At 71.8% G+C, this 22,276-nt stretch carries 21 protein-coding genes; 11 read left to right on the top strand and 10 right to left on the bottom strand.

Annotated elements, in window-relative coordinates:
• Positions 1 to 10 precede the first annotated feature (10 nt).
• From R6Y94_RS14405 to R6Y94_RS14390, 4 genes are all read right to left on the bottom strand, one after another.
• Positions 11 to 787, bottom strand: a complete 777-nt coding sequence (locus tag R6Y94_RS14405; RefSeq protein WP_318396334.1) for an SIS domain-containing protein — start codon at positions 785 to 787, stop codon at positions 11 to 13.
• Positions 784 to 1,632 carry a carbohydrate ABC transporter permease gene (locus R6Y94_RS14400; protein ID WP_318396333.1) on the bottom strand — a complete coding sequence of 283 codons (849 nt, stop codon included), beginning with the start codon at positions 1,630 to 1,632 and terminating at the stop codon, positions 784 to 786. Before R6Y94_RS14400 ends, R6Y94_RS14405 begins: the two co-directional genes overlap by 4 nt.
• Positions 1,629 to 2,444: a sugar ABC transporter permease gene (locus R6Y94_RS14395; RefSeq protein WP_318396332.1), complete on the bottom strand. Its 816-nt coding sequence runs from the start codon at positions 2,442 to 2,444 to the stop codon at positions 1,629 to 1,631. The genes R6Y94_RS14400 and R6Y94_RS14395 overlap by 4 nt, the downstream gene beginning before the upstream one ends.
• A 236-nt stretch (positions 2,445 to 2,680) precedes the next feature.
• Entirely contained in the window at positions 2,681 to 4,003 is a 1,323-nt protein-coding gene (locus R6Y94_RS14390) for a sugar ABC transporter substrate-binding protein (protein ID WP_318396331.1), read from the bottom strand.
• Between the two features lie 228 nt (positions 4,004 to 4,231).
• On the opposite strand from R6Y94_RS14390, the gene R6Y94_RS14385 reads away from it, so the two are divergent.
• From R6Y94_RS14385 to R6Y94_RS14360, 6 genes are all read left to right on the top strand, one after another.
• On the top strand, positions 4,232 to 4,957 hold the full coding sequence (locus tag R6Y94_RS14385; RefSeq protein ID WP_318396330.1) for a GntR family transcriptional regulator: 726 nt from the start codon (positions 4,232 to 4,234) through the stop codon (positions 4,955 to 4,957).
• On the top strand, positions 4,954 to 5,349 hold the full coding sequence (locus R6Y94_RS14380; RefSeq protein ID WP_318396329.1) for a RidA family protein: 396 nt from the start codon (positions 4,954 to 4,956) through the stop codon (positions 5,347 to 5,349). Before R6Y94_RS14385 ends, R6Y94_RS14380 begins: the two co-directional genes overlap by 4 nt.
• Before the next feature lie 5 nt (positions 5,350 to 5,354).
• Positions 5,355 to 6,104 (top strand): MBL fold metallo-hydrolase, encoded by a 750-nt coding sequence (locus R6Y94_RS14375; protein WP_318396328.1) that lies wholly within the window; start codon positions 5,355 to 5,357, stop codon positions 6,102 to 6,104.
• A 150-nt stretch (positions 6,105 to 6,254) separates the two neighbouring features.
• Positions 6,255 to 6,647 carry a hypothetical protein gene (locus R6Y94_RS14370; RefSeq protein ID WP_318396327.1) on the top strand — a complete coding sequence of 131 codons (393 nt, stop codon included), beginning with the start codon at positions 6,255 to 6,257 and terminating at the stop codon, positions 6,645 to 6,647.
• 38 nt (positions 6,648 to 6,685) lie between these two features.
• Positions 6,686 to 9,142, top strand: coding sequence for a DUF4132 domain-containing protein (locus tag R6Y94_RS14365; RefSeq protein ID WP_318396326.1), 2,457 nt, complete (start codon positions 6,686 to 6,688; stop codon positions 9,140 to 9,142).
• A 412-nt stretch (positions 9,143 to 9,554) separates the two neighbouring features.
• On the top strand, positions 9,555 to 9,899 hold the full coding sequence (locus tag R6Y94_RS14360; RefSeq protein WP_318396325.1) for a hypothetical protein: 345 nt from the start codon (positions 9,555 to 9,557) through the stop codon (positions 9,897 to 9,899).
• Between the two features lie 157 nt (positions 9,900 to 10,056).
• On the opposite strand, the gene R6Y94_RS14355 is transcribed toward R6Y94_RS14360, so the two are convergent.
• From R6Y94_RS14355 to R6Y94_RS14340, 4 genes are all read right to left on the bottom strand, one after another.
• Positions 10,057 to 11,484: an FAD-dependent oxidoreductase gene (locus tag R6Y94_RS14355; RefSeq protein WP_318396324.1), complete on the bottom strand. Its 1,428-nt coding sequence runs from the start codon at positions 11,482 to 11,484 to the stop codon at positions 10,057 to 10,059.
• 137 nt (positions 11,485 to 11,621) lie between these two features.
• The gene (locus R6Y94_RS14350) at positions 11,622 to 12,932 is read right to left on the bottom strand and encodes a M28 family metallopeptidase (protein ID WP_318396323.1); all 1,311 of its coding nucleotides are present in this window, start codon (positions 12,930 to 12,932) and stop codon (positions 11,622 to 11,624) included.
• Positions 12,929 to 13,162 carry a hypothetical protein gene (locus R6Y94_RS14345; RefSeq protein ID WP_318396322.1) on the bottom strand — a complete coding sequence of 78 codons (234 nt, stop codon included), beginning with the start codon at positions 13,160 to 13,162 and terminating at the stop codon, positions 12,929 to 12,931. The genes R6Y94_RS14350 and R6Y94_RS14345 overlap by 4 nt, the downstream gene beginning before the upstream one ends.
• Positions 13,163 to 13,180: 18 nt before the next feature.
• On the bottom strand, positions 13,181 to 13,327 hold the full coding sequence (locus R6Y94_RS14340; protein WP_318396321.1) for a hypothetical protein: 147 nt from the start codon (positions 13,325 to 13,327) through the stop codon (positions 13,181 to 13,183).
• 84 nt (positions 13,328 to 13,411) lie between these two features.
• Here R6Y94_RS14340 and R6Y94_RS14335 point away from each other — a divergent pair, with 84 nt between their 5' ends.
• From R6Y94_RS14335 to R6Y94_RS14320, 4 genes are all read left to right on the top strand, one after another.
• On the top strand, positions 13,412 to 13,789 hold the full coding sequence (locus R6Y94_RS14335) for a metalloregulator ArsR/SmtB family transcription factor (protein WP_318396320.1): 378 nt from the start codon (positions 13,412 to 13,414) through the stop codon (positions 13,787 to 13,789).
• Positions 13,790 to 13,893: 104 nt separating this feature from the next.
• Positions 13,894 to 14,199, top strand: a complete 306-nt coding sequence (locus R6Y94_RS14330; RefSeq protein WP_318396319.1) for a metalloregulator ArsR/SmtB family transcription factor — start codon at positions 13,894 to 13,896, stop codon at positions 14,197 to 14,199.
• Positions 14,199 to 15,290, top strand: coding sequence for an ACR3 family arsenite efflux transporter (gene arsB, locus R6Y94_RS14325; protein ID WP_318396318.1), 1,092 nt, complete (start codon positions 14,199 to 14,201; stop codon positions 15,288 to 15,290). Before R6Y94_RS14330 ends, arsB begins: the two co-directional genes overlap by 1 nt.
• A 272-nt stretch (positions 15,291 to 15,562) precedes the next feature.
• Entirely contained in the window at positions 15,563 to 15,979 is a 417-nt protein-coding gene (locus tag R6Y94_RS14320; RefSeq protein WP_318396317.1) for an arsenate reductase ArsC, read from the top strand.
• Positions 15,980 to 15,999: 20 nt separating this feature from the next.
• On the opposite strand, the gene R6Y94_RS14315 is transcribed toward R6Y94_RS14320, so the two are convergent.
• Positions 16,000 to 16,839, bottom strand: coding sequence for a M55 family metallopeptidase (locus R6Y94_RS14315; RefSeq protein WP_318396316.1), 840 nt, complete (start codon positions 16,837 to 16,839; stop codon positions 16,000 to 16,002).
• A gap of 296 nt (positions 16,840 to 17,135) precedes the next feature.
• Between R6Y94_RS14315 and R6Y94_RS14310 the strand changes: the two genes are divergently transcribed.
• A complete protein-coding gene (locus R6Y94_RS14310; RefSeq protein ID WP_318396315.1) occupies positions 17,136 to 18,131 on the top strand; it encodes a helix-turn-helix domain-containing protein in 996 nt (331 codons plus the stop codon).
• Positions 18,132 to 18,352: 221 nt separating this feature from the next.
• Here the strand turns inward: R6Y94_RS14310 and R6Y94_RS14305 are convergent, their stop codons facing one another.
• A complete protein-coding gene (locus R6Y94_RS14305; protein ID WP_318396314.1) occupies positions 18,353 to 22,129 on the bottom strand; it encodes a S8 family serine peptidase in 3,777 nt (1,258 codons plus the stop codon).
• Between the last annotated feature and the right edge of the window lie 147 nt (positions 22,130 to 22,276).

The following is a 22,276-nucleotide window of genomic DNA, read 5'->3' as shown; positions in this document are numbered from 1 at the left end:
GCCCGACGGGCTACAGGTGCGGGACGAGGTCGGACATCCGGCGCGCCGCCTCGCGGTTGTGCTCGGCCGCGCCGGGCATGTTCGCGCTCATGAACACCTCCGGCGTCTCGCCACGGCGGATCTGGATGCCGAGCGCCTCGACGATGATCGCGTCGAGCAGGGCGAGACCGACCACACTGGACGACGGCCCGGCGGACGGCAGTCCGGAGCCCAGCTCGACGAGCGCGTCGCCGGGCGGGCAGTGGTTGTCGACGACCACGTCGGCGATGTCGTGCAGCCGTGGGCCGGGCCGGTCGATCGCCGACGCGTACCGCCGGGAGGTGATGGCGATCAGCGGCAGGCCGCGCGCCTTCGCGGCCTGGCCGACCTCGACGGGCAACGGGTTCGCGCCCGAGTTGGACGCGATCAGCAGGACGTCACGCTCGCCGTCGAGCCGGTAATCCGACAGCACCGACTCGGCATGGCCGTGCTCCCGCTCCAGCACGGTGCTGCGGACGGCGCCCTCGTGCAGCATGTGCGCCGGCTTGAGGATCGGGCAGACCCGCACCGCGCCGCCGGCCCGGTAGAACGCCTCCTCCCCGAAGATGTGCGAATGGCCGCTGCCGAAGACGTAGCAGAGGCCCTTCGCGGCCCACGACCGGGCGACCAGCTCCGCGGCCCGGCGCACCGCCGGCAGCTCCTCGGCCAGGGCGCGGCCGAGGACCTCCTGCACGCGTGCCGCGTACCCGGTGGCGGTCACGTCCGACGGCGACCAGGCCGCGCGCTGCGCGGGTGCCGGCCCGCTCACTTGACCGCTCCCGCCGTCAGCCCGCCGACGAAGTAGCGGCCGGCGAAGAGGAACGGGACGATGGCCGGGATGACCGTGCAGAGCGTGCCGGCCATCAACAGCCCCCAGTTCACGGTGTACTGGCCCATGATCGCGCTCAGCCCGATCGGCAGGGTCTTGAGCTGGTCGCTGACGATGAGCTGCGAGGCGAACACGAATTCGGTCCAGGAGAAGACGAAGGCGTAGACGGCGACCGTGGAGATGCCCGGCGCGAGCAGCGGAAGGACGATCCGCAGCATCATCCGGACCGGACCGGCCCCGTCGACGGCGGCGGCCTCGTCGATGTCCCGGGGGATCGCGAAGAAGAAGCCGCGCAGCAGCCAGGTGCAGAACGGCGCGGTGAACGCGACGTTCACGATCACCAGCGCGTTCCTGGTGTCGATCAGCTGCACCGCCGCGAACGCCTGGTAGAGCGGCACCAGCAGCAGGGTCCCGGGAATCATGTACGCCACCAGGATCACCCCGGCCAGCTTGTTGCCGCCCGGAATGCGCAGCCGGTATAGCCCGTACGCCGCCGCGAACGACACCAGCACGGTGAACAACGCGGTGGACAACGCGATCACGAAGCTGTTGGTGAGGTAGCTCGGATAGTCCGTCGCGGTGAAGAGCTGCCGGAAGTTGTCCAGGGTCGGATCGGTCGGGATCAGCGTCGGCGTCGTACGCAGGATCTCCTCGCGGTCCTTGAACGCCGAGATCGTGATCCAGTAGAGCGGACCGAGCACGACGGCGGTGAGCAGGACCCAGGTGACGAGGCGCGGCAGCCGTGCCCAGGGCAGCCGGCCCGGCACGGACAGCGGGGATGTCATGAGTCCTCCTTCGGCTTCGCGACGCGGATGTAGAAGAAGGCGACGGCGGCCAGCAGGATGATCGTGATCACGCTGACGGCGGCGGCATCGCTCGCCTGGAACTGGTTGAACGCCTTGTTGTAGATGAAGATCGGGGCCGTCGTCGTCACGTCGGCCGGTCCGCCCTTGGTGACCAGGTAGATCGAGTCGACGATGTTGACCGACCAGAGCGACCCGACCAGCCCGAGCGCGAAGAGCACCGGCTGGAGCAGCGGGAACGTGATCCGCCAGAAGATCCGCCAGGCGTCGGCGCCGTCCACCCGGGCGGCCTCGTAGATCTCGGCGGGGATCGTCCGCAGTGCGCCGAAGATGACGACCGCGCCGAGCGGGAACCAGTGCCAGCTGTTCATCAGGATCAGTGCCGGCATCGCCAGCGCGCTGTCGCCGAACGGGCTGCCCAGCCCGTCGATGCCGACCGCGGCACCGAGTTTCGGCACGATGCCGTAGTTGCTGTTGCTGAGCCACTGCCAGATGACCGCGACCGCGACGGTGGGGATCACCCAGGGGATGAGCACCCAGGTCCGGGAGGCCCGGGCCCAGCGCCCGGAGCGGCCGATCAGCAGCGCCGTGCCGAAGGCGATGATCGTCTGCACCACGAGGTTGCCGGCCAGCCAGATCGCGGACCGCCCGAGCGAGGCCCAGAACGCGCCGTCGGCGAACGCCTGGGTGTAGTTGTCGAGGCCGACGTAGTTCGAGCTGCTGCCGACCACCCCCTGGTCCTGAAGGCTGAGCAGCACGGTGTTCAGCAGCGGATAGCCGATCACGCCGAGCATCACGCGCCCGCGGGGGGGGGGGGGCCCGGGCCGGGGGGGGGGGGGGGGCGGGGGGGGGCGGGGGGGGGGGCCCCCCCCCCCCCGCCCGGCGGCCCGGGTACCGGGGATGGCCTCCCCGGTACCCGGTACCGCGTTGCGGCTGCTCACTGAACCTTTTTCAACCTCCCCTCGCGGCTCGACGGACCGCAGGGTCGGACGCGGTGCGTGAGCGCCGCGCGGTTCAGGTTGAAAAAGGTTCACTTGGCGACCGCCGCACGCATCTGCTCGTCACCCCACTTGACCGCCGCCTCCGGCGACTCGCCGCCGCTGTAGATCCGCTGTACGACCTGGGCCAGCACGTTCTGCCCGGAGATCTTGCCGACGGAGTCGACGTACTGGCCGTCGACGAAGCCGAACAGGGCGCCCGTCTTCGACTGTTCGAGCATGGCGTCGACGCAGCCCCGGTACTTCTGCACGACCTCGTTGCTGGTCCAGGACTCGGCCGTGGCACCGTCGGCGGTCAACGGCAGGAACAGGCCCGGCTCGGCGTTGAGCAGCATGCCGTAGTTCTCCGGCTGGAGGACGTACTTCAGGAAAGCCTCCGCACCGGCGGCCTTGGCGTCGTCGCTGGACATCACCATCGCGGCGTTGGAGTAGTAGATGCTGCCCGGCTCGCCGCCCGAGTCGGCCACCGGGATCGGGGCGCAGCCCAGATCGCTCGCGGGGCGCCCGGACTCCTGCTCGAAGGGGGCCAGGTACTGCCCCTTCTCGATCGCCATCGCCGCCGCGCCGCTGTTGAACGCCGCCTGCGGCTCACCCCAGGAGTAGTTGCCGCTGTCCGACGGCGACTGCTTGAGCAGGTCCCGGTAGAGGGTGAGGGCCCGGACGGTCGCCGGGGTGTTGAAGTTGATCTCACCGGTGGGGGTGAAGAAGTTCCCGGCCCCGCTGGTCAGCATCAGGCTGTAGAGCACCTGGTCGGTGGCGAGGTTCTTGCCGGCCGGCAGCGCGATCCCCTTCTGGTTGCCGGTGGTGAGCTTCTGGGCGTCCGCCAGCAGTTCGCTGGTGGTCTTCGGCGGTTCGTTGATGCCGGCCTTGGCCAGCAGGTCCTTGCGGTACCAGAGCATCTGCACCATGCCGTAGAGCGGGACGGCCCAGTACTGGTCGTCGTCGCGGTACGGCGCCTTGGCCGCCTCGCCGAAGGTGTGCGCCTTGTCGAGTTCTTCCACCAGCGAGGTCACCGGCCGGACCGCGCCGAGCGGGCGGACGTAGGTGGTGAAGTCGGGGATGGTGAAGAGGATGTCGGGCTGCGTCCTGGACTGCACCGCGCCCGAGATCTTCGTGTAGATCTGGTTCCAGTCCTGGACCTGCGCCTGGACCTTGTATTCCGGGTTCGTCGCGTTGTAGCCGTCGATCAGTTTCTGGAACCCCGCGACCCGGTTCGGTGGCTGTTCCATGTGCCACAGGATCAGTGTCTTGTCGTCACCGGCTGGCCCACTCGAGCCGCCGCACGCGGCGGCCGAGAGCCCGACCACCGCGGCCACGGCCACGGCAGTCAGCCGCTTGACCTTTCCGTACCTCATGAGCTGGTACTCCTCTCACGGCCTTCAGGTGTTCCGCGAGCTTCCGGATCGTCACGACTCTTCGTGCGGCTGACGACGACGCTGCGGACTAGACGGACCGAGCGGTGTTGGAATAATGTTCCGGACCATACCGAGGCGGTCTAGACCAGTCAAGAGCAAGGGGGTACCGGGTCTGGACCGGACCTGGCCGGGTACGGCCGCCAGCCGGAGATACGGGATGCTCACTTCATGTCAACGCCGAAACACGTCGCGATCACGAACGCTCTCCGCGAGCAGTGCCGGAACCTGCCGGTCGGGTCCCGGCTGCCCTCGGAGAAGGATCTCGCCGTGCGCTTCGAGGTCAGCCGGATGACGGTCCGGCAGGCGCTCGACGCATTGGCCACCGACGGGCGGGTGGAACGCGTCCCCGGCCTCGGCACGTTCGTCCGCCGACCCACCGTGGCCATGGGCCCCAACCTCTCCTCCTTCACCGAGGACATGCGCTCCCGGGGGTTGCGGCCGAGCAGCCGGCTCGTCGCGATCGAGGAGGTCGCCGCCTCCCCCGAGGTCGCCGTCGACCTCGGGGTCGAGGTCGACAGCCCGGTGATCCGGCTGGAGCGGCTGCGATTCGCCGACGACGAGCCGATGTGCCTGGAGGACGCCCACCTCCCCGCCCGGTTCCAGCGCGTCCTCGAGGCCGCCGAGCTGGAGGGATCGTTGCACGAGGTGCTGGCGAAGGCGGGCGTGGTGGTCGCGGCGGCCCGACGCCGGGTACGCGCCGTGCCCGCGCCGTCCCGCGACGCCCAACTGCTCGGCCTGCCGGAGCACGCCCCGGCGCTGGAGATCGTCGACGTCTTCTACGACACCAACCGCCGTCCGGCCCAGCGTTCCCGTTCCCGCTACCGCCACGACCGCTACGAGGTCATGTCCGACCTGCACCGCCCCAACACCGAACCGAGGGAGACCGACGCATGACGTGGACCGCCCACACCAGCCCCGACCTGCCCGAACCGGCCGGGCCGTACAGCCACGTCGTCGACACCGGCACCCTGGTCTGGACGGCCGGCTTCGGACCGAAGAATCCGGCCACCGGCACCGTTCCGGAGGGCATCACCGCGCAGACCGAGCAGGTGCTCGACAACGTGGAGGGCGCGCTGCGCACCGTCGGGCTGGGCCTGCGCGACGTCGTGAAGGCCACCGTGCACCTGCAACACCTGGACCGGGACTTCGCCGCCTACAACGAGGTGTACGCCAACCGCTTCCAGCCGCCCTATCCGGTACGCACCACCGTCGGCAGTACGCTCGCCGGAATCCTGATCGAGGTCGACGTCGTGGCCGTACGGCGCGACCCGACGACTGCGGGCTGAGCGCGATGGGCGCCGTTCCGCTGCTCGATTCCGTCTGGCTGGTCGGCAGCGGGAGCCACCCCGACGCGCTCACCGACCCGCACGACTGCCACTGCTATCTGATCTGGGACGGCAGCGGCGGCGTCCTGGTCGACACCGGCACCGGTCTCGGCGCCCGGGCCTGGCTGGCCGCCGTCGCCGAGGTCTGCGACCCGGCCGCCCTGAGCGGCGCCATCGTCACGCACTATCACGCCGACCACGCCGGTGGCGCCGCCGCGACCCGGGCCGCCGGGCTGCCCGTCCTGGCCAGCGCCGAGACCGCGGCAGCGCTGGCCACCGCCGACGAGTCGCGCACCTCGCTGGCGGCGGCCCGCGCCGTCGGGGTCTACCCGTCCGACTACCGGCTGGCACCCAGCACAGTGGATCGGGTACTGGCCGGCGGCGACATCGTCCGGGCCGGCGAGCTGGACGTCGAGATCCTCGACGCACCCGGCCACTGCGACGGCCACCTCGTCGTACTGCTCCGCCACGCCGGCCGGACCATCCTGTTCAGCGGTGACTGCCTCTTCGCCGGCGGACGGGTGAGTCTCCAGGCGATCCACGACTGCCGGCTCGACCGGTACGCCGAGACGGTCAACGCGCTGGCCGGGCGCGAGGTCGACGTACTGCTTCCCGGCCACGGCGAGCCGGTCCTGCGCGACGCGCTGGTGGACATCGGCCGGGCGGCCGAGTCCTTCCGGCGGCTCGTCCCCCCACCGAACGTCCTCACCTCCTGACCACCCTCAGCAGGTGGGGCAGGCGGCCCGCAGGGCTGGATCTGCGATGACAGGTGGAGGCGTGCCGGGGCACCCGCCGCGGATCACGAATCCGGTCCAGCGGCGCCACGGCCGGCCCCTTGTCGGTGGGCGGCCCTAGACTGCGACGCCATGGCGATGGTGAGTTTCGTCGACGAGACGACCGCGGGCGAACGCAGCGCCGCATGGCATCTGGAAATCTTCGAGGAACGCCTGCCGGTGCGGGAGGTGATCCGTCGCCGCGTCTTCCAGGAGGTCGCCGAGCACAACGCGAAGGGCGGCGACCACTTCCGCGGGCTGGTGCAGCCGACCGGCACCGAGCGGACACTCAACGGTTTCAAGCTCAGGCAGCCGCGCCGGATCGACCCGCAGGAGCAGGCCGACCGCGCGCTGGAGGCGTTCTCCCGCAACGGTTTCATCGTCCTCGTCGACGACCGGCAGGTCGACGAGCTGGACGCGGTGGTGGAGTTGACCCGGGGCACCCGGATCACCTTCCTCAAGCTCGTACCGCTGGTGGGTGGCTGATGCCGACGCCGGTGCTCCTTCCCGAATACGGCGATCGGATGGCGGAGCTCGCCCGGCGCGGCGACGTCCAGGGCCTCGCCGACGAGGCTCTGGCCTACGCCGCCGTCTACACCGGTCACTGGGGGCACGAGAGCCGGCACGTGACCGACGCGCTCGGGCTCGTCGCACCGGAGCGCAAGCCCGAGCTGCTGATGGCGATCCTCGACCGGTGTTGCCGGGTCACCGAGACCGACCATCGCCGGGTCACCAACGAGCTGTTGGAAATCCTGGTCAGGCGCTACAGCAAGATCACGACACCGGATTCGGCCGCCGTCGCGCTCGGCTTCGCCGCCCGGCACACCGCCTACTTCGACGGCGAGGAGCAGCGGCGGATGGCCGCGCTCCTGCTGGATGCCGGGCGGCCGCTGCCACCGGAGGTCGTCGCCATGATGCGCCGCACCGTCGCGCACGGCTACTGGGGCTCGGCCGAAGCGCTCAAGCCGCTGCTGGACAAGCTCGACGCACCGGCGTTGAGCCCGGGCGAGGCGTGGGCCGACCGCGCCCTGGCCGACGTCGCGTCGCTCGACCCGGACGAGGCCCGTCGCTGGCATGAGCTGTTCCGGCACGCGGTGACCGCGACGAGCGCCAAACCGTCGCAGAAGTGGGAGACGGCCGCCCGCAGGCTGCTCGACGAGCTGCCCGAGCCGGGTGACCGGCTGCGGAGCTGGCTCGCCCTGGTCGGGCAGCCGCGCACCATCCGGCTCAACCGCACACGCTGGGAGCACGACGTCAACGAGGCCTTCGACCAGTTCAACACCACTCCGCTGCGTGGACTGGTCTGGATGACCTCCTTCCTGCCCGACCACCCCGAGACCCCACGGACGCTCGGCACGCTCGTCGAGGCGGCACTGCGCAAGGTCGCCGGGCTCGGCCCGCGCAGCCCCAAGATTGCCAACGCCGCCGTGTACGCGTTGTCGCGGGTGCCGACCGAGGCGGCGCTCGCCCAGATCGCCCGGCTCGCCGCCCGGGTCACGTTCAAGGGCACGCTCAAGGAGCTGAACGCGGCCCTCGACGCCCGAGCGGCGGCGCTGGGCCTGACCCGGGACGAGGTCGAGGAACTCGCCGTACCGGCGTACGGGCTGACCGAGGTGGGCCGGCGGGTCGAACACTTCGGCGACGCGTCGGCAACGCTGGACGCCACCTCCGGAACGGTCACTGTCACCTGGCGCAACAGCACCGGAAAGATCGTCAAGTCGGTCCCCGCCTCGGTACGGTCCGCCTATCCCGAGCAACTCACCGACTTCAAGGCCGCCGTGAAGGACGTCGAGAAGATGCTCTCGGCCCAGGCGGAACGCCTCGACCGCCAGTTCCTCGCCCAGCGGGTCTGGCCGTTCGACGCCTGGCGCGCCCGCTACCTCGACCACCCCCTGCTCGGTACGCTGGCCCGCCGGCTGATCTGGCTCGTCGACGACGTGCCCTGCGCCTTCGCTGACGGTGCGCTGCGTACCCACGAGGACAAGGAGATCGCGGCCGGCGAGACGGTCCGCCTGTGGCATCCGATCGGCCGCGAGGTGGCCGAGGTGCTCGCCTGGCGCGCATGGCTGGAGGCCAACCGGGTGACCCAGCCGTTCAAACAGGCGCACCGCGAGGTCTACCTGCTGACCGCGGCCGAGGAGAACACCCGGGTCTATTCCAACCGGTACGCGGCGCACGTCCTGCGTCAGCACCAGTTCCACGCCCTGACCGCGGCTCGGGGCTGGCGCAACAAGCTGCGGATGATGGTCGACGACGCCTACGAGCCGGCCACCCGCGAGCTGCCGCAGTGGGGACTGCGCGCGGAGTTCTGGATCGAGGGCATCGGCGACGACTGGGAGGCCGACACCACCGAGTCGGGGGCATACCTGCGGATCGCCACCGACCAGGTCCGGTTCTATCCGATCGGCGCGCCCGAGCACTACGCGCACGCCGGTGGCGGCGGCTACGAGCAGTGGGTGTCCCAGGACGCGCAGCCAACCGACCCGGTGCCGCTGGCCGAGATCCCGCCGCTGGTGCTCAGCGAGGTGCTGCGCGACGTCGACCTCTTCGTCGGCGTCGCCAGCGTCGGCAACGACCCCACCTGGCAGGACGGTGGTCCCGGAGGGCGATTCCGCGAGTACTGGGCGTCCTACAGCTTCGGCGAGCTCAGCGGCACCGCGCAGACCCGCCGGGAGATGCTCGAACGCCTCGTCCCCCGGCTGGCCATCGCCGACCGGGCGAAGGTCGAGGGCCGTTTCCTCGTGGTCCGGGGCGACCTGCGCACTTACAAGATCCACCTGGGTTCGGGCAACATCCTGATGAGCCCGAACGACCAATACCTCTGCATCGTGCCGAAGCAGACGGCCAGCTCCTCGACCGGGGATGTCTTCCTCCCGTTCGAGGGCGACCGGGTGCTCGCCGTCATCCTCAGCAAGGCACTCATGCTGGCAAAGGACATCCAGATCACCGACCGCACGATCACCCAGCAACTGCGGGGCTGACCCGGCCAGCAGCGATCCGCACGGCGGAACCGCTCCCCTCGCTGGCCGAGCTGGTGTCGGGACGCTGCTGGCAGGCCGCGGTACGCAGGTCGGGTCACCGCCACCGGCCTTGGACCGATCCCAGGCCGGCGTCCCGGCGCTGGCCCGACCGCATTGGGTGGACCAGGTCGCGCTGGACGGTGACGCGCTGGTGTCCCTCGACCTTCAGGGCAGGGAGTGGGGCCGACCACGCCGGGCCGGCCCTGCCTGGTCGACGGGGACCAGGCATGGCTTGATTCCGAGCGGTGACGCGCAAGCGACGACCTGGCCGCCTGCCAGGTGTCCGCTTTCACCCAAAGACGCACTTTTACCACCCTATTCTGATCTGGTGCCCGGCCGGTAGGCGCCGGGTCCGAGACGGGGGATCAAGAGATTGAAGGAATCCGAGGGTGCGGACAAGGGCCCTATGGCGGGCAGCGGGTCGTTTGACTTCTTCGTGGTCAACATCTCCAGCGAGACGCTGACCGGCAATGTCACCTGGACCGGCGGCAGCAGGTCCGAGAGCCTGGACGTGGACGGCCTGGCACCCGCCGCCATGTCCCGGCAACAGTCCATCTCGCCTCAGTCCGGCGTGAACGACTACTGGCAGTGGTCGGAGAAGGGCGACAAATACAAACTCAACGTGTACGACAAAGACCGTTACACCGCCGTGGTTATCAGCGACTACGGCATCGGTGTTCTGGTGACCAACACCAGCCCCGACACCTGGGCCTGGTGAGATCGGAGGTGGCGAACTGAGCTGGATGATCTGCTGGCACGGTCCGCGCACCGGTTCGGGCGTGCGGAGCCGTGCCAGCAGGCGCTCAGCCGACGGCAGAGCTGCGGCCAGCCGGCGCTCAGCCAAGGATCTGCGGCGGCGCCGAGGACCACGGCTTTCAGCCGGCGCAGCAGCCGCCGGCGGGCTCCGTGCCGGGTGCGGCGGAGACCTCGACCAGGGGCAGTGGCGCGGCGATCAGGCCGCCCGAGATGCCGGTGGCGAGTCCGCGTGGGCTGCTGACCGGGGCGGCGTCGGCGCTCGGGGTGCCGCAGCAGCCGCCCGCGCCGGCGGTGTCGTCGTCGACGATCGGGTTGCTGTTGCAGACCCCCGTTTCCGGCAGGTCGAGCCGGACGTCGCGGGCCGCCGTCCAGTCCCCGGCGAGGGCGGCGACCACGGAGCGGGCCTGCTCGTAGCCGGTGGCCATCAGAAACGTCGGGGCGCGCCCGTAGCTCTTGACCCCGATCGCGTAGTAGCCCGGTTCCGGGTGGGCGAGTTCGTCGACGCCGTGCGGCGGCACCGTCCCGCAGGAGTGCTGGTTGGGATCGATCAGCGGCGCGAGGGCCCGGGTGGAGCCCAGGATCGGGTCCAGGTCGAGACGTAGCTCGGTGCTGATCGAGTGGTCGGGTCGGAACCCGGTCGCCGGGACGATCCGGTGCACGGCGAGCGTACGGGTTCCGTCGGAGACCTCGACCCATCCGTCCGGCGTCGGGGTGAGCCGGTGCACGGAGAATCCGGTGACCAGTTCGATCCGGCCCGCCTCGACATGCTCACGAAGCCGGGTGCCGAGGGCGCCCCGCGCCGGCAGGGCGTCGGCGCTCTCCCCGCCGTAGCTGCGGGCTGGGCTGCCGGCCCGGATCGCCCAGCTGACCTTCGTCCCGTCGACCCGCGTGGCGAGGTCGGCGAGGGCGAGCAGGGTGTTCGCGGCGGAGTGGCCGGCGCCGACGACCAGGGTGTGCCGGCCGGCGAACCGGTCCCGGTCGACGCCCAGGACATCGGGTAGGGCGTGTTCGATGAACGCGGCCGCGTCGGTCTCGCCGCGTGCGGGGATGCCGGAGGCGCCGAGGACATTCGGAGTCGCCCAGGTGCCGGTGGCGTCGATGACCGCCCGGGCGAGCAGGTCCTCGCCGGAGGCGAGCCGGATCAGGATCGGCGTGCCGTCCCGGCCGGCGGAGCGGAGCCGGTCCACGCCGAGCCGGGTCACCGCGGTGACCCGCGACCGGTACCGGATGTCCGGCTTGAGCACGGGAAGGTCCGCCAGCGGCTGGAGGTACTCGGCGACGAGTTGGGCGCCGGTCGGCAGGATCTCGGGATCGGGTTCGACCCAGCCGGCGTCGCGGAGCACCCGGGCGGCGGCCTGGTCGACGTTGTACCGCCACGGCGAGAACAGCCGCACGTGCCCCCACCGGGCGACGGCTGCGGCAGGGCCGTCTCCGGCCTCCAGAACGGTGAACGGCAGTCCGCGCTCGTGCAGGTGTGCGGCGGCGGCCAGGCCGACGGGTCCGGCGCCGATCACCGCCACCGGCAGGTGTTCCAGTCGGTCAACCATGACAACTCCCTATCTTGAAAGTACTCGAAATAGCAGGTCGGACGGTGCCCTCGCCCTGATCTGGACTGGCTGGCGGGGTCAGGTGATCGCGGGGCTGGACGGGGGCCGTTGTGGTCGGTGGCGCCGCGGGCCGTGGTTCAGTCGCACGCCACCGCGGCTCCGCCACCCACCTTCACCACTCGCACTCTATCGCTTATCGCCGATCGGCGATGGAAGTTCATCGGAGTGCTCGCCGCGAGCCACACGGTGGCGACGACAAGTCGGGTGATCGCCGCCAGCGTGTCCGGCTCGACCCGATCCGGCGTGTCGGCCGGGCTGTGGTAGCCGGCCATTCCGGCCCCGATCCCGATCGCGGCCAAGCCCGCACCGGCGTAGCGGCGATTGTCCGAGGCAACCGGTCCGGCCGCCAGGGGTACGCCGGTGTGCCGGCCGGCCTGGTCGAGGACGGCGAGCAGGCCGTGCGCGGGACCGCCGGCCTCGACGGCGGCGGCCCGGTGCAGACGTCCGGCCCCGTCGACGTTGACCACCAGCGGGTCCGCGCCGGTACCGGCGAGCCGGGCGGCGTGCCGGGCCGAGCCGAGCGCACCCACCTCCTCGCCGTCGAGCAGGGCCACGGACAGTCCGGGGCCAGCCGGCATCGCGGCGGCGAGGACACGGGCGGATTCGAGGACCACCGCGACGCCGCTGGCGTTGTCGGCCGCGGCCGGCTGCCGCAGACCGGGGTGGTCGCCCACGCCGTCGAAGTGCGCGGTCAGCAGCAGGTCCGGCTCCCGCGCCGCCGGTGACCGGAGCCGACCGTGCAGGTTCGCGGCGGTGACGTCGGCACGCCGGATCGGGGCGTCGGCCTCGAACCAACCGCCGCCGGCCACGGCCACCCGGCTGATCGTGTCGTGGACCGGGCTGGACAGGGTGATGACCGGCAGCGGGCCCGGATCCGGTCCGGCCAGCATCGTGAACTGCCAGCCGTCCGCATCGACATTGCGCGCCACCAGCAGCCCGGCGGACCCGTCGGCGTCGGCGTACGCCTCGGAAAGGCCCGTCCCGGCCGGTACGACGAGCCAGTGGCCGCGCGGATCGGATGCTCCGGCGAGAGCCAGTGGACCACGTCGGGCCGACGGTAGGTCGGCAGAGGCGAGGTGCAGGGAGGCGTCACTGCCGAAGGAGAGGTCCGTGGTGGCGGTCCGGTCTCCCCACCGCGCGGTCGGCGTGGCGTAGATGTCGGGCACCGCTCGTACCGGAAACCGGTCGGACGTCACGGCGGCGCCGAGGTCGGCCAGCCGCGCGGCGAGCCACGCCCGGGCGGCGGTGTTGCCCGCCGCGCCGACCCGCCGGCCGGCAAAGGCGTCACCGGCGAGCGCGGTGACGGTCGCGATGGCGCGGTCGGCCGAGACGGCCGCCAGTGCCGCGTCGATGCCGTACCCGACCGTCGGGCCGGAGCGGCTGGTCATCCGCAGCAGCCCTGTCCGGCGGCGACCGCTTCGGCCCTGGCGACCGGCGCGCAGCAGGAGTTCGCCGCGACCGCCTCCGCCGGAGTTCCACAGCAGGTGCCACCGGCGGGGTCGGGCAGGGTGACGTTGGTGGCCTGGGCGGGACTGCCGCAGCAGCCAGTGGATCCGGCGACGTCCAGGGCGGCGGCCGGGTCTCCGGCGAAACCGCCGGCGCTCTCGTGCACGGTCATGTCGGACTCCTTCGGCGGTCAGCGGGGCAGGGCCAGGCGGTGGATGTCGGTGTGGTCGCGTTCGTAGCGGCGGCGGGCGCGCTGGTCGACGGTGGTGACCTCGGCGCAGCCGTCGCAGAACCGGACTCCCGTCTCCGGGGGACGGCGGCGGAACAGGCGGAGCATCGGCTTCTCCTCGCAACGAAGCTGTCTTGACGTTCTTCGAATCAGAGATTTGCACACTGATTCGACATCTGTCAACCTAGACGCATGTCGAAACAGTTGCCGGCACTCAGCCTGACCGACCTCAACGCCGGGGTGCCCTGCTGCGCGCCGATCAGCGAGCAGCGGATCCCGGCGGAGACCGCCGCCGTGCTCGCCCCGGCCTTCAAGGCGCTCGGCGATCCGGTGCGCCTCCAACTGATGTCGATGATCGCCTCGGCTCCGACCGGGGAGATCTGCGTCTGCGATCTCACCCCGTCGTTCGACCTGTCGGGGCCGACCATCTCCCACCACCTCAAGACGCTGCGTGAGGCCGGCCTCGTCGACGCCGAGCGCCGGGGCACCTGGGTCTACTACCGGGCCCGGCCGGGCATCATGCGCCAGCTCGCCAGCCTCCTTCGGATCGGAAGCCCGGCGAACGCCTGAAACGCGCCACCTGGGCAACGCGGAGTTGGCCGCCGCCCTCCGTACACCCGATGTTCACCTGAACCCGATGGACGAGAGATGGCGCTGGATGGTTACATCAGGTCGTGCTGATATCAGACGCGCCTGATGTGATCAAACTCCTGGCCGACCCACTCCGGGCGCAGATCGTCGATCTCCTCGCCCAGGGGCCGGCGTGCACCTGCCACCTGGTCGCCGACACCGGCGCGAAGCAGCCCAACGTCTCCGGCCACCTGCGGCAACTCCGTGACGCCGGCCTGGTCGTCACCGAACCACGCGGCCGGTTCACCTACTACCGATTGCTGCCCGACGCACTGGAAGCCGCCGCCGCCCAGCTCACCGACCTCGCCGCCCGGGCCCGGGCCAACGCCGAATCCCGCCGGGAGTGCTGATGACCGCCACCACCCACACCGCCGAGCCGGCACCCGCGGTCGTCGCCCGGCTGTCCCGCCTCGACCGGTTCCTGCCGCTCTGGATCGGCCTGGCGATGGTCGCCGGACTGCTGCTCGGCCGCGTCATCCCCGGCCTGAACACCGCCCTGGAAGCGGTCAAGGTCGGCGGCATCTCCCTACCGATCGCGGTCGGGCTGCTGGTCATGATGTACCCGGTGCTGGCCAAGGTCCGCTACGACCGGCTCGACACCGTCACCGGCGACCGCCGCCTGCTGATCTCCTCCCTCGTGCTGAACTGGCTGATCGGCCCGGCGATCATGTTCGCCCTGGCCTGGATCTTCCTGGCCGACCACGCCGAGTACCGCACCGGCCTGATCATCGTCGGCCTGGCCCGCTGTATCGCCATGGTGATCATCTGGAACGACCTCGCCTGCGGCGACCGGGAGGCCGCCGCCGTCCTCGTCGCCCTCAACTCCGTCTTCCAGGTCCTCGCCTTCGGCGTACTCGGCTGGTTCTACCTGTCGGTGCTGCCCGACTGGCTCGGCCTGTCCGGAGCGGCGTTGCAGGTCTCCGGCTGGGACATCGCCGGAAACGTACTGATCTTCCTCGGCCTCCCACTGCTCGCCGGCTACCTCACCCGACGTCTCGGCGAGCGCCGCAAGGGCCGCACCTGGTACGAGGCCACCTTCCTACCGAAGATCGGTCCGATCGCCCTGTACGGGCTGCTGTTCACCATCGTCATCCTGTTCGCGCTCCAGGGCGACGCGATCACCAGCCAGCCGTGGGACGTCGCGCTGATCGCGGTGCCGCTGCTCGCCTACTTCGCGGTCATGTGGGCCGGCTCCTACGCCCTCGGCCGGACGATCGGGCTCGGCTACGAACGGACCACGACGCTGGCGTTCACCGCCGCTGGCAACAACTTCGAACTGGCCATCGCCGTGGCGATCGGCACCTTCGGAGTCACCAGTGGCCAGGCCCTCGCCGGCGTCGTCGGACCGCTGATCGAGGTACCCGTCCTCGTCGCGCTGGTCTACGTCAGCCTCGCCCTGCGACGGCGCCTGTTCCGCACCGCCTCCGGAAACCCGTCGTGAGTGGCCCACCCCGATCCGCCGGCAACGCCGTACCGGATCAGGCGCGGCCCAACGGGAGCAGGAGCGCCGACAACCAGTCTCGGCCCAGACCGTTCGGCGGCCACGTGAACAAGCCCTATCGCCCCCGATTTCACACCTCGGTGCTCGACGAGCGGCTACCTCGGCTTCCCGAACGCGTCATCGCACGCTCGGACGCCGGTCCGGCCGAGCGAACGACCACCGGCATGCCGACAGCGCGCCGTCCACACCAGCCGACCACGAAGGATCCGATCATGTCCGACAAGCCCAGCGTCCTGTTCGTCTGTGTACACAACGCCGGCCGTTCCCAGATGGCCGCCGGCTGGCTACGCCACCTCGCCGGCGACACCGTCGAGGTACGGTCCGCCGGCTCGGCGCCCGCCGACCGGATCAACCCCGCCGCCGTCGAGGTGATGCGTGAGGTCGGCATCGACATCACCGCCCAGATCCCGAAACTGCTGGACTGGGAGACGGCCGAATCCTCCGACGTGATCGTCACCATGGGCTGCGGCGACGCCTGCCCCGTCTTCCCCGGCAAGCGTTACGAGGACTGGCAGCTCGACGACCCCGCCGGCCAGGGCGTCGACGCGGTCCGGCCGATCCGCGACGAGATCCGCACCCGGGTGGAGAAGCTGCTGGCGGAGCTGGCGGCGGGCCGGGCCGCGGGGTGAGGCACCGCTGATCCACCACGTCAGCCGGGCTTGATCTGAGCGAGCTGCACCAGGAGCTGCACCACCCGGTACGCCTCGGCCATGTCACGCCCGGTGAAGGTGAGCGTGCGACCGCCGGCCGCCCGGGAGACGCCCGGGACCAGGGTGGCAAGGTCGACGGTGTACGGGCCGTACAGGTCGAGTTCGATCCGTACCGGAGTGGGGGTCGGCACGGGACGGACCCGCCGGCGTCCCCGGACCGCCTCGGCGGCGGCCAGACGGATCCGGTCCCGGGCCTCCCGGGGATGCAGCGTTTCCGCCGCCGCCTGGCCGAGCGCCCGCTTGACCTCGACGGTCACCGCCTCCGGCACCAGGTCCCGCAGTTCGGCGCAGGCCGCATCGTCCCCGCTGAGCAGCACGACCGGCACTCCGTAGTGGCCGGCCACGGCGGCGTTGAGCCCGATCTCCCCCACCGACCGCCCGTCGATCCGCAGGTCGAGTACGGCGTCGCTGATCGTGTGCGCCAGCACGGCCGGCCCGGCACCGGCGCGGGCGTGGTACCCGACGAAGAGCAGCGCCTCCACCCCGGCTTCGAGCCCGGCCACCATGCCCAGCGGGCGGGGCCTGCCCCGGATCAGCCGGACCCGTCCGTCGAGCTCCTCGGGCAGCAGGTTGCGGAACGGGCCGTGCGAGTCCGCGACGGAGACCTCGGCGTCGGGCTCGGCGTCCAGTACGCCGGCGATCGCCGCGTTCACCTCGGCCGTCATCAGCGCCCGTCCGCGTTCGTAGTCGTAGCCGCCCGGATTCGTCTCGGTCGGGTGCACGACCCCGGAGACGCCCTCCAGATCGGCGGAGATCAACACCTTGGGCCGATTCGTCATCGCACCACGGTAGTGCGGCGGGCGTTACCGCGGATCCCTGATCGGGTGCGGATGATCGGGAGTTGGCCCGGACGGTGAGGACGGCGATGTCGTCGGCGGGCGGCAGGAGTGTTGACGACGTGCGCGCCGAGCGCGGTAACCTGCCGTTTCGTTGATCGTCTGCCGGTGGCGTTCCTGCGCCGGCCCGGCCGGCCAGCACCACCGCGGCAGCCGCCCGGGGCACCGTGGCCGCGAGCGGACGGCGCCGTCCGCTTCGTAGAGTCTTCGCGGTCGGCGGGGAGTAGGGAGAAGCGGGCATGTTCGACGACACCGGGCTGCTGCGACCGCAGGAGGAGCAGGCGTACCGGCTGCTGCTGCGCCTCTCCGCGGCCCGACCCGCCGACCTCGCCAGGCTGGCCGCAGTACCGTTCCACGAGGCCAGCGCAGCGTTGGAGGGACTGCGGAACAAGGGGCTGGCCATGGCACGACCCGGACCGGACCCGGTCTTCGAGCCGCTGCCGCCGGACGTCGCACTCGGCAACACCCTGCTGCGCCGGCAGGAGTCGCTGGAGAACGCCCGGCAGGCGGTGGCCGCGCTGACCGAGGAGTACCGGACCAGCGCCCGGCGCCGCAACGCCGATCATCTGGTGGAGGTGGTGGTCGGCGCGGGCGCGCTGCGCGACCGGCTGCGCGACCTGCAGGACTCGGCCCGCGAGGAGATCCTGTGGTTCTGCCGGGCCAACCCGCTGGCCATGTCAGGCTCGGAGAACGCCGAGGAGTCCGGGGCGCTGGCCCGTGGGGTGCGCTACCGGGCGATCTACGAGCGAGCGCTGCTGGAGGCACCCGGCGAACTGGAGAGCATCGCGGAGAGTGTCCGCGCCGGGGAGGAGGCGCGTACCCTGCCGACGTTGCCGGTCCGGATCGCCATCGCCGACCGGTCGACCGCGATCTGCCCGCTGGTACCGGACGACGAGCGCGACGTCGGGGAGCCGACCGCCGCGCTGATCCGGCGCAGTGAGCTGCTGGACGCGCTGCTGGCGCTCTTCGAGAGTCACTGGGACCGGGCGACCCCGATCCGCTGGGACGGCGATCGCGGCGGACTGGCCGACGGGGCGCCCGACGACGCGCTGGACGACGGCGAGCGGTTCCTGCTGTCGCTGTTCGTGGCCGGCTCTCCCGACAAGTCGATCGCGTCGCAGCTCGGCGTCAGCCGGCGGACCGTGCAGCGTCGGCTGGAGCGGTTGATGGCACTGGCCGGGGTGGACACCCGCACCGGGCTGGCCTTCCAGGCCGCCCGCCGGGGCTGGCTCTGACCTCGCCGGGGCTGGCCCTGCCGGGAGCCGACGGCAACCGCCGGCGCTGACATCCACGCCGGCCGGGACCGGACGGCAGCCGATCGGCACCCGTCCGGGCACTGCCAGCCGATCGGCACCGCTCCGGACTGGATCGCGGCAGTGGCCCGGTCCGGGCGGGACGACAGCAGTACCGCCTCCGGGCGGGACGACAGCAGTGCGCCGTCCCGCCCGGAGGTTGTTCAGCGCAGCCCGTACGCCCGGATCACGGTCTGGGTGACCGCGTTGCCGGACCGGTCGGTGGCCCGGACCCGCAGCGACACCGTGCCCTTTCCAGCCGGAACGCTCGCCTGGTAGGCGTTGCCGTACCCGGCCACCCGGACCGGCCGCCAGGTGGCGCCCTCGTCGAAGGAGACCTCGGCGGTCAGCCCGGTCCCGTTCGCGGCGGGGTGACCGTCCTGGTGCCGGACCTTCAGCCCGACGGTGTGCGGCCGGCCGCTGGCCCGCCCGGTCAGGTCCACCGGCGCGGCGTAGTCGACCTGCAACAGCGGCAGCGGCCGGGCCTCGTTACCGGACCGCTGCCCGGACCGGAACTCCCACACCGTCTCGGTACGGGTGCCCCAGATCCACTCCTCGCCACCGCGCTCGGTGGTCAGGGCCAGCCGGTAGCCGGCCTCGGGCCCGGTGGTGGTGACGTCCTGCCGGGCGTCGGGCAGCTCGGCCAGCAGCTTCCCGTCACGCCACAGCATGGCGCCCACCCGGAACGTCTCGCCGATCGTGTAGTGGCCCTCGGCGTCGACGAACTCCGGCACCCGCAGCGCGAGGGTGTTGCCGGTGCGGGTGGAGACCAGTTCCGGTATCCCGCGCGGCGAGGCCGGGCGGACCACCGGGGCGAGCCAGGTCTCCTCGGCGCTACGGGCACGGTAGCTGGTGGGCCGCTCGGCCATCCCGCTGTCGAGGGCGCCCATCTCGTTCCACGGCCACTCGTGGCTCACCCGGTGCTGCCAGACCGAGTCGCCGGTGGTCACCCACTCCTCGCGCTCCTTCGGGGTGGCCACGAACCGGGACGTGTCGTTCCATGCATAGGTCTGCCAGGGGCGCCATCCGAACCGCTGCTCCTTCGCCCAGGGGAATCCGCCGTTGTCGGCGTACCGGGTAGTGATCCGTGTCGAGTTGGCCGGGGTCACCCGGTAGACGATCCGGTCCGGGATCCGGTTCCGCTCCACGTGCTGCACGTCGTAGAGATAGGGGCTGGAGGTGGTCAGGGTCAGGCTCAGCGTCGCCCGGCCCCGCTGCGCCCGGGCGATCAGCCGCTGGCCGTCGTCGTTCGCCACCGCCAGCATCGGGATCGGCTCCCGGTCCCCGAGGGGCCGCCACACCGTCCACGCCGACCAGTCCGCCGGGCGCACCATCAGGGTCACTGCCGCGCCGGCCCGGGCCGCCGCCGCGGTCACCTCGCTCTCGCTCGGCGCGTCCTCCCCGCCCGGCTCGTTGCTCGACTCGATGAGTACCGCCGCGCCGCGCACCTTCGCCTGGGCCAGTTCCTCCGGGGTGCCCCGGCCGGCGTGGACGAGGGGGAACCGGCGGGTGCCGTCGTACGCCGGGGACTGCCCGGTCAGGTTGATGTCGAACGGGCCGGAGACCCCGGCGACCTCGGCCCGCACCATCGGCGCGACGAGCTGCCACCGGGACGAGAACTCGTACTGCCCGCTGGTCAGCCTGCCGGTCGGGGTGACGTTGACCTGCTGGATCGTGCTGAAGTGCATGGTGCCGTGGCTGATCTGCCGGCCGGTGCCGGTCACCCGGTGCGAGTAGTAGCTCAGCACCGCCTGCTGCTCGGCCGGCCGGGGCGTCTCGATCCGGATCGGGGTGCCCTTGCGGGCGTCGAGCAGCACCTCGATGTCCCGGTCGACGCGCAGCTCCGGATCGGTGATCAGGGTGGCCTGCTCGTCGAGTACGCCGCCGTCCTCGATCAGCGCGTGCAGCAGGTACGTACCCTCGCCGACCTCGATGGTCTTGGTCTCCTCCGGCCACAGGAAGTTCAGGTTGTCCCAGCGGTAGTTGTCGCCCATCAGGGCGAGGACCGGCACCGCCACCGGCTGGCCGGCCCGGCCGACCGCGCGGAGGGTGACCTTGTGCCGGGGACCGTCCAGGCTCACCCCCACCGCCGTGCTGGCGAGCACGCCGCCCGGACCGGTCGCGGTGATCCAGCCGCCGAAGAGTCCCCGGTCCAGCTTCGCCAGGTCGACGGTGACGGGTACCTCGATCGACCCTCCGGCCGGCACGGTGACCGTACCGGAACCGGTCGTCACGGCATCGGTCTCGGGCACCTCGGTGGCAACGTTCTCCAGCTCGACGGCGAGGCTCAGGGTGACCGGCGCCGGCCCGTCGTTGGTGTACGTGACGACCTTGCCGACCGGCACCGCAGCCGCGCCGGTGCGGGCGGTGGCGGCATCGTCCGGGTCGGTGTGCAGGCCGAAGTCGACCTGGCTGCTGGCGTACACCCGCTGGCCGACCGCGCGGGCGACGTCCACCCGGCCGGTGCCCTCGTCGAACACCGACAGCTCCGGGTTGGTCCGGGCGGTGCTGACCAGCGCGTCCTTCAGCCGCGCCGGCGACCAGTCCGGATGGGCCTGGGCCAGCAGCGCGGCCGCGCCCGCCACGTGCGGCGTCGCCATCGAGGTGCCGGAGGCGGCGGTGTACCGGTCGTCGACCGGGGTGCCCATGCCGGTGCCGGCGGCGCGGGCGGCCACGATACCCACCCCCGGAGCGGTGATCTCCGGCTTCAGTCCCTCGTCGCCGAGTCGGGGGCCCCGGCTGGAGAAGTCGGCCAGCGACTCGTCCCGGTCCACCGCGCCGACGGTCAGCGCGGACGGGGCCGCGCCGGGCGTACCGACGGTGTAGTTCGCGCCCTCGTTGCCGGCGGCCACCACGAAGAGGGTGCCGGTGTCGACGGTGATCCGGTCCAGCGCCTGGCTGAGCGGGTCGGTGCCGTCGGTGGGGCCGCCGCCGAGGCTCATGTTGACCACCGCCGCGCCCTGCTCGGCGGCCCACTCCATCCCGGCGATGATCCAGGAGTCGTAGCCGACGCCGTCGTCGCCGAGCACCTTGCCGGCCAGCAGGCTGGCGCCGGGGGCCACCCCCCTGCGGGTACCGCCGGATCCGGCGCCGGTGCCGGCCACGGTCGCCGCGACGTGCGTACCGTGTCCATGGTGGTCGGTGGTGTCCGGGCTGCCGCTGAAGTTCCGGGCGGTGACCTTGCCGACCAGGTCCGGGTGGGTCTGGTCGACCCCGGTGTCCAGCACCGCCACCTTCACCCCGGAACCGTCCAGGCCGGCCTGCCAGGCGGCCGGGGCGCCGATCTGGGCGACGCTGCGGTCCAACACCGGCCGGACCCGGCCGTCCAGCCAGATCTGGCTGATCCCGGCACCGAGCGCGGATGTGGCCGCCGAACGGGACGGGTCGGCCGGACGAACCTGCTGCCAGAAGCCGGCCAGCGAGTCCTTACCGGCCGCCAGTGCGGCACCGCCGATGCTGGCCAGCGGCCGGGTGTTCGTCGTACCGGCCAGGGCGCGGGCGGTGCCGGCAGCGGTGTTCTGGTAGCGGACGATCAGCGGCAGGCTGGCCGCGGCGGCGTCCGCGTACCCGTCGGCGATCAACTCCTCGACGTCGAACAGGTCCGCGTCCAGGGTGCCCGCCGAGACGTACGGCACGACGTCGCTGGGCAGTACCCGCAGCCCGCCGTCCACCTCGACGGTGTGGAAGGTGATCCGTTCCCGTCCGGCCGCCGGGCGGACCGAGGCCGCGTACCGGCCGGCGCCGGCCGGCGAGACCTCGACGACGTCGCCGGTGATCAGGGTGACCCGCGACCCGGCGGCGGCCGCACCGAGCGCGGCGAGCGAGCCGGTGACCGGGGGTACGGTCGATGGAGGCGCGGCGGTCGCCGGTGGTGGCCCGGCGGCGGTGAGTGCGAGTACGGCGGCCAGCACGGCAGCGGTACGACGCAGCGGAGATGACATGGCGGGGTCTCCTTCGACTCTCGCGAAGACGCCGTCAACGGCGACAGTCGGAGTCTGTGGCCGGAGCATTTCCTTGGTCATCAACCTGCGGTGCCGCAGAGGCGACATGGCGCCAAGTGGACACCCGGCCGGCACGGCGGGTACCTC

The sequence above is a fragment of the Plantactinospora sp. KLBMP9567 genome, from assembly GCF_033446045.1.
Classification (GTDB): Bacteria; Actinomycetota; Actinomycetes; order Mycobacteriales; family Micromonosporaceae; genus Plantactinospora.
The sequence above is the reverse complement of the archived record's forward strand: the minus strand, read 5'-3'. Positions and strand labels throughout refer to the sequence as shown.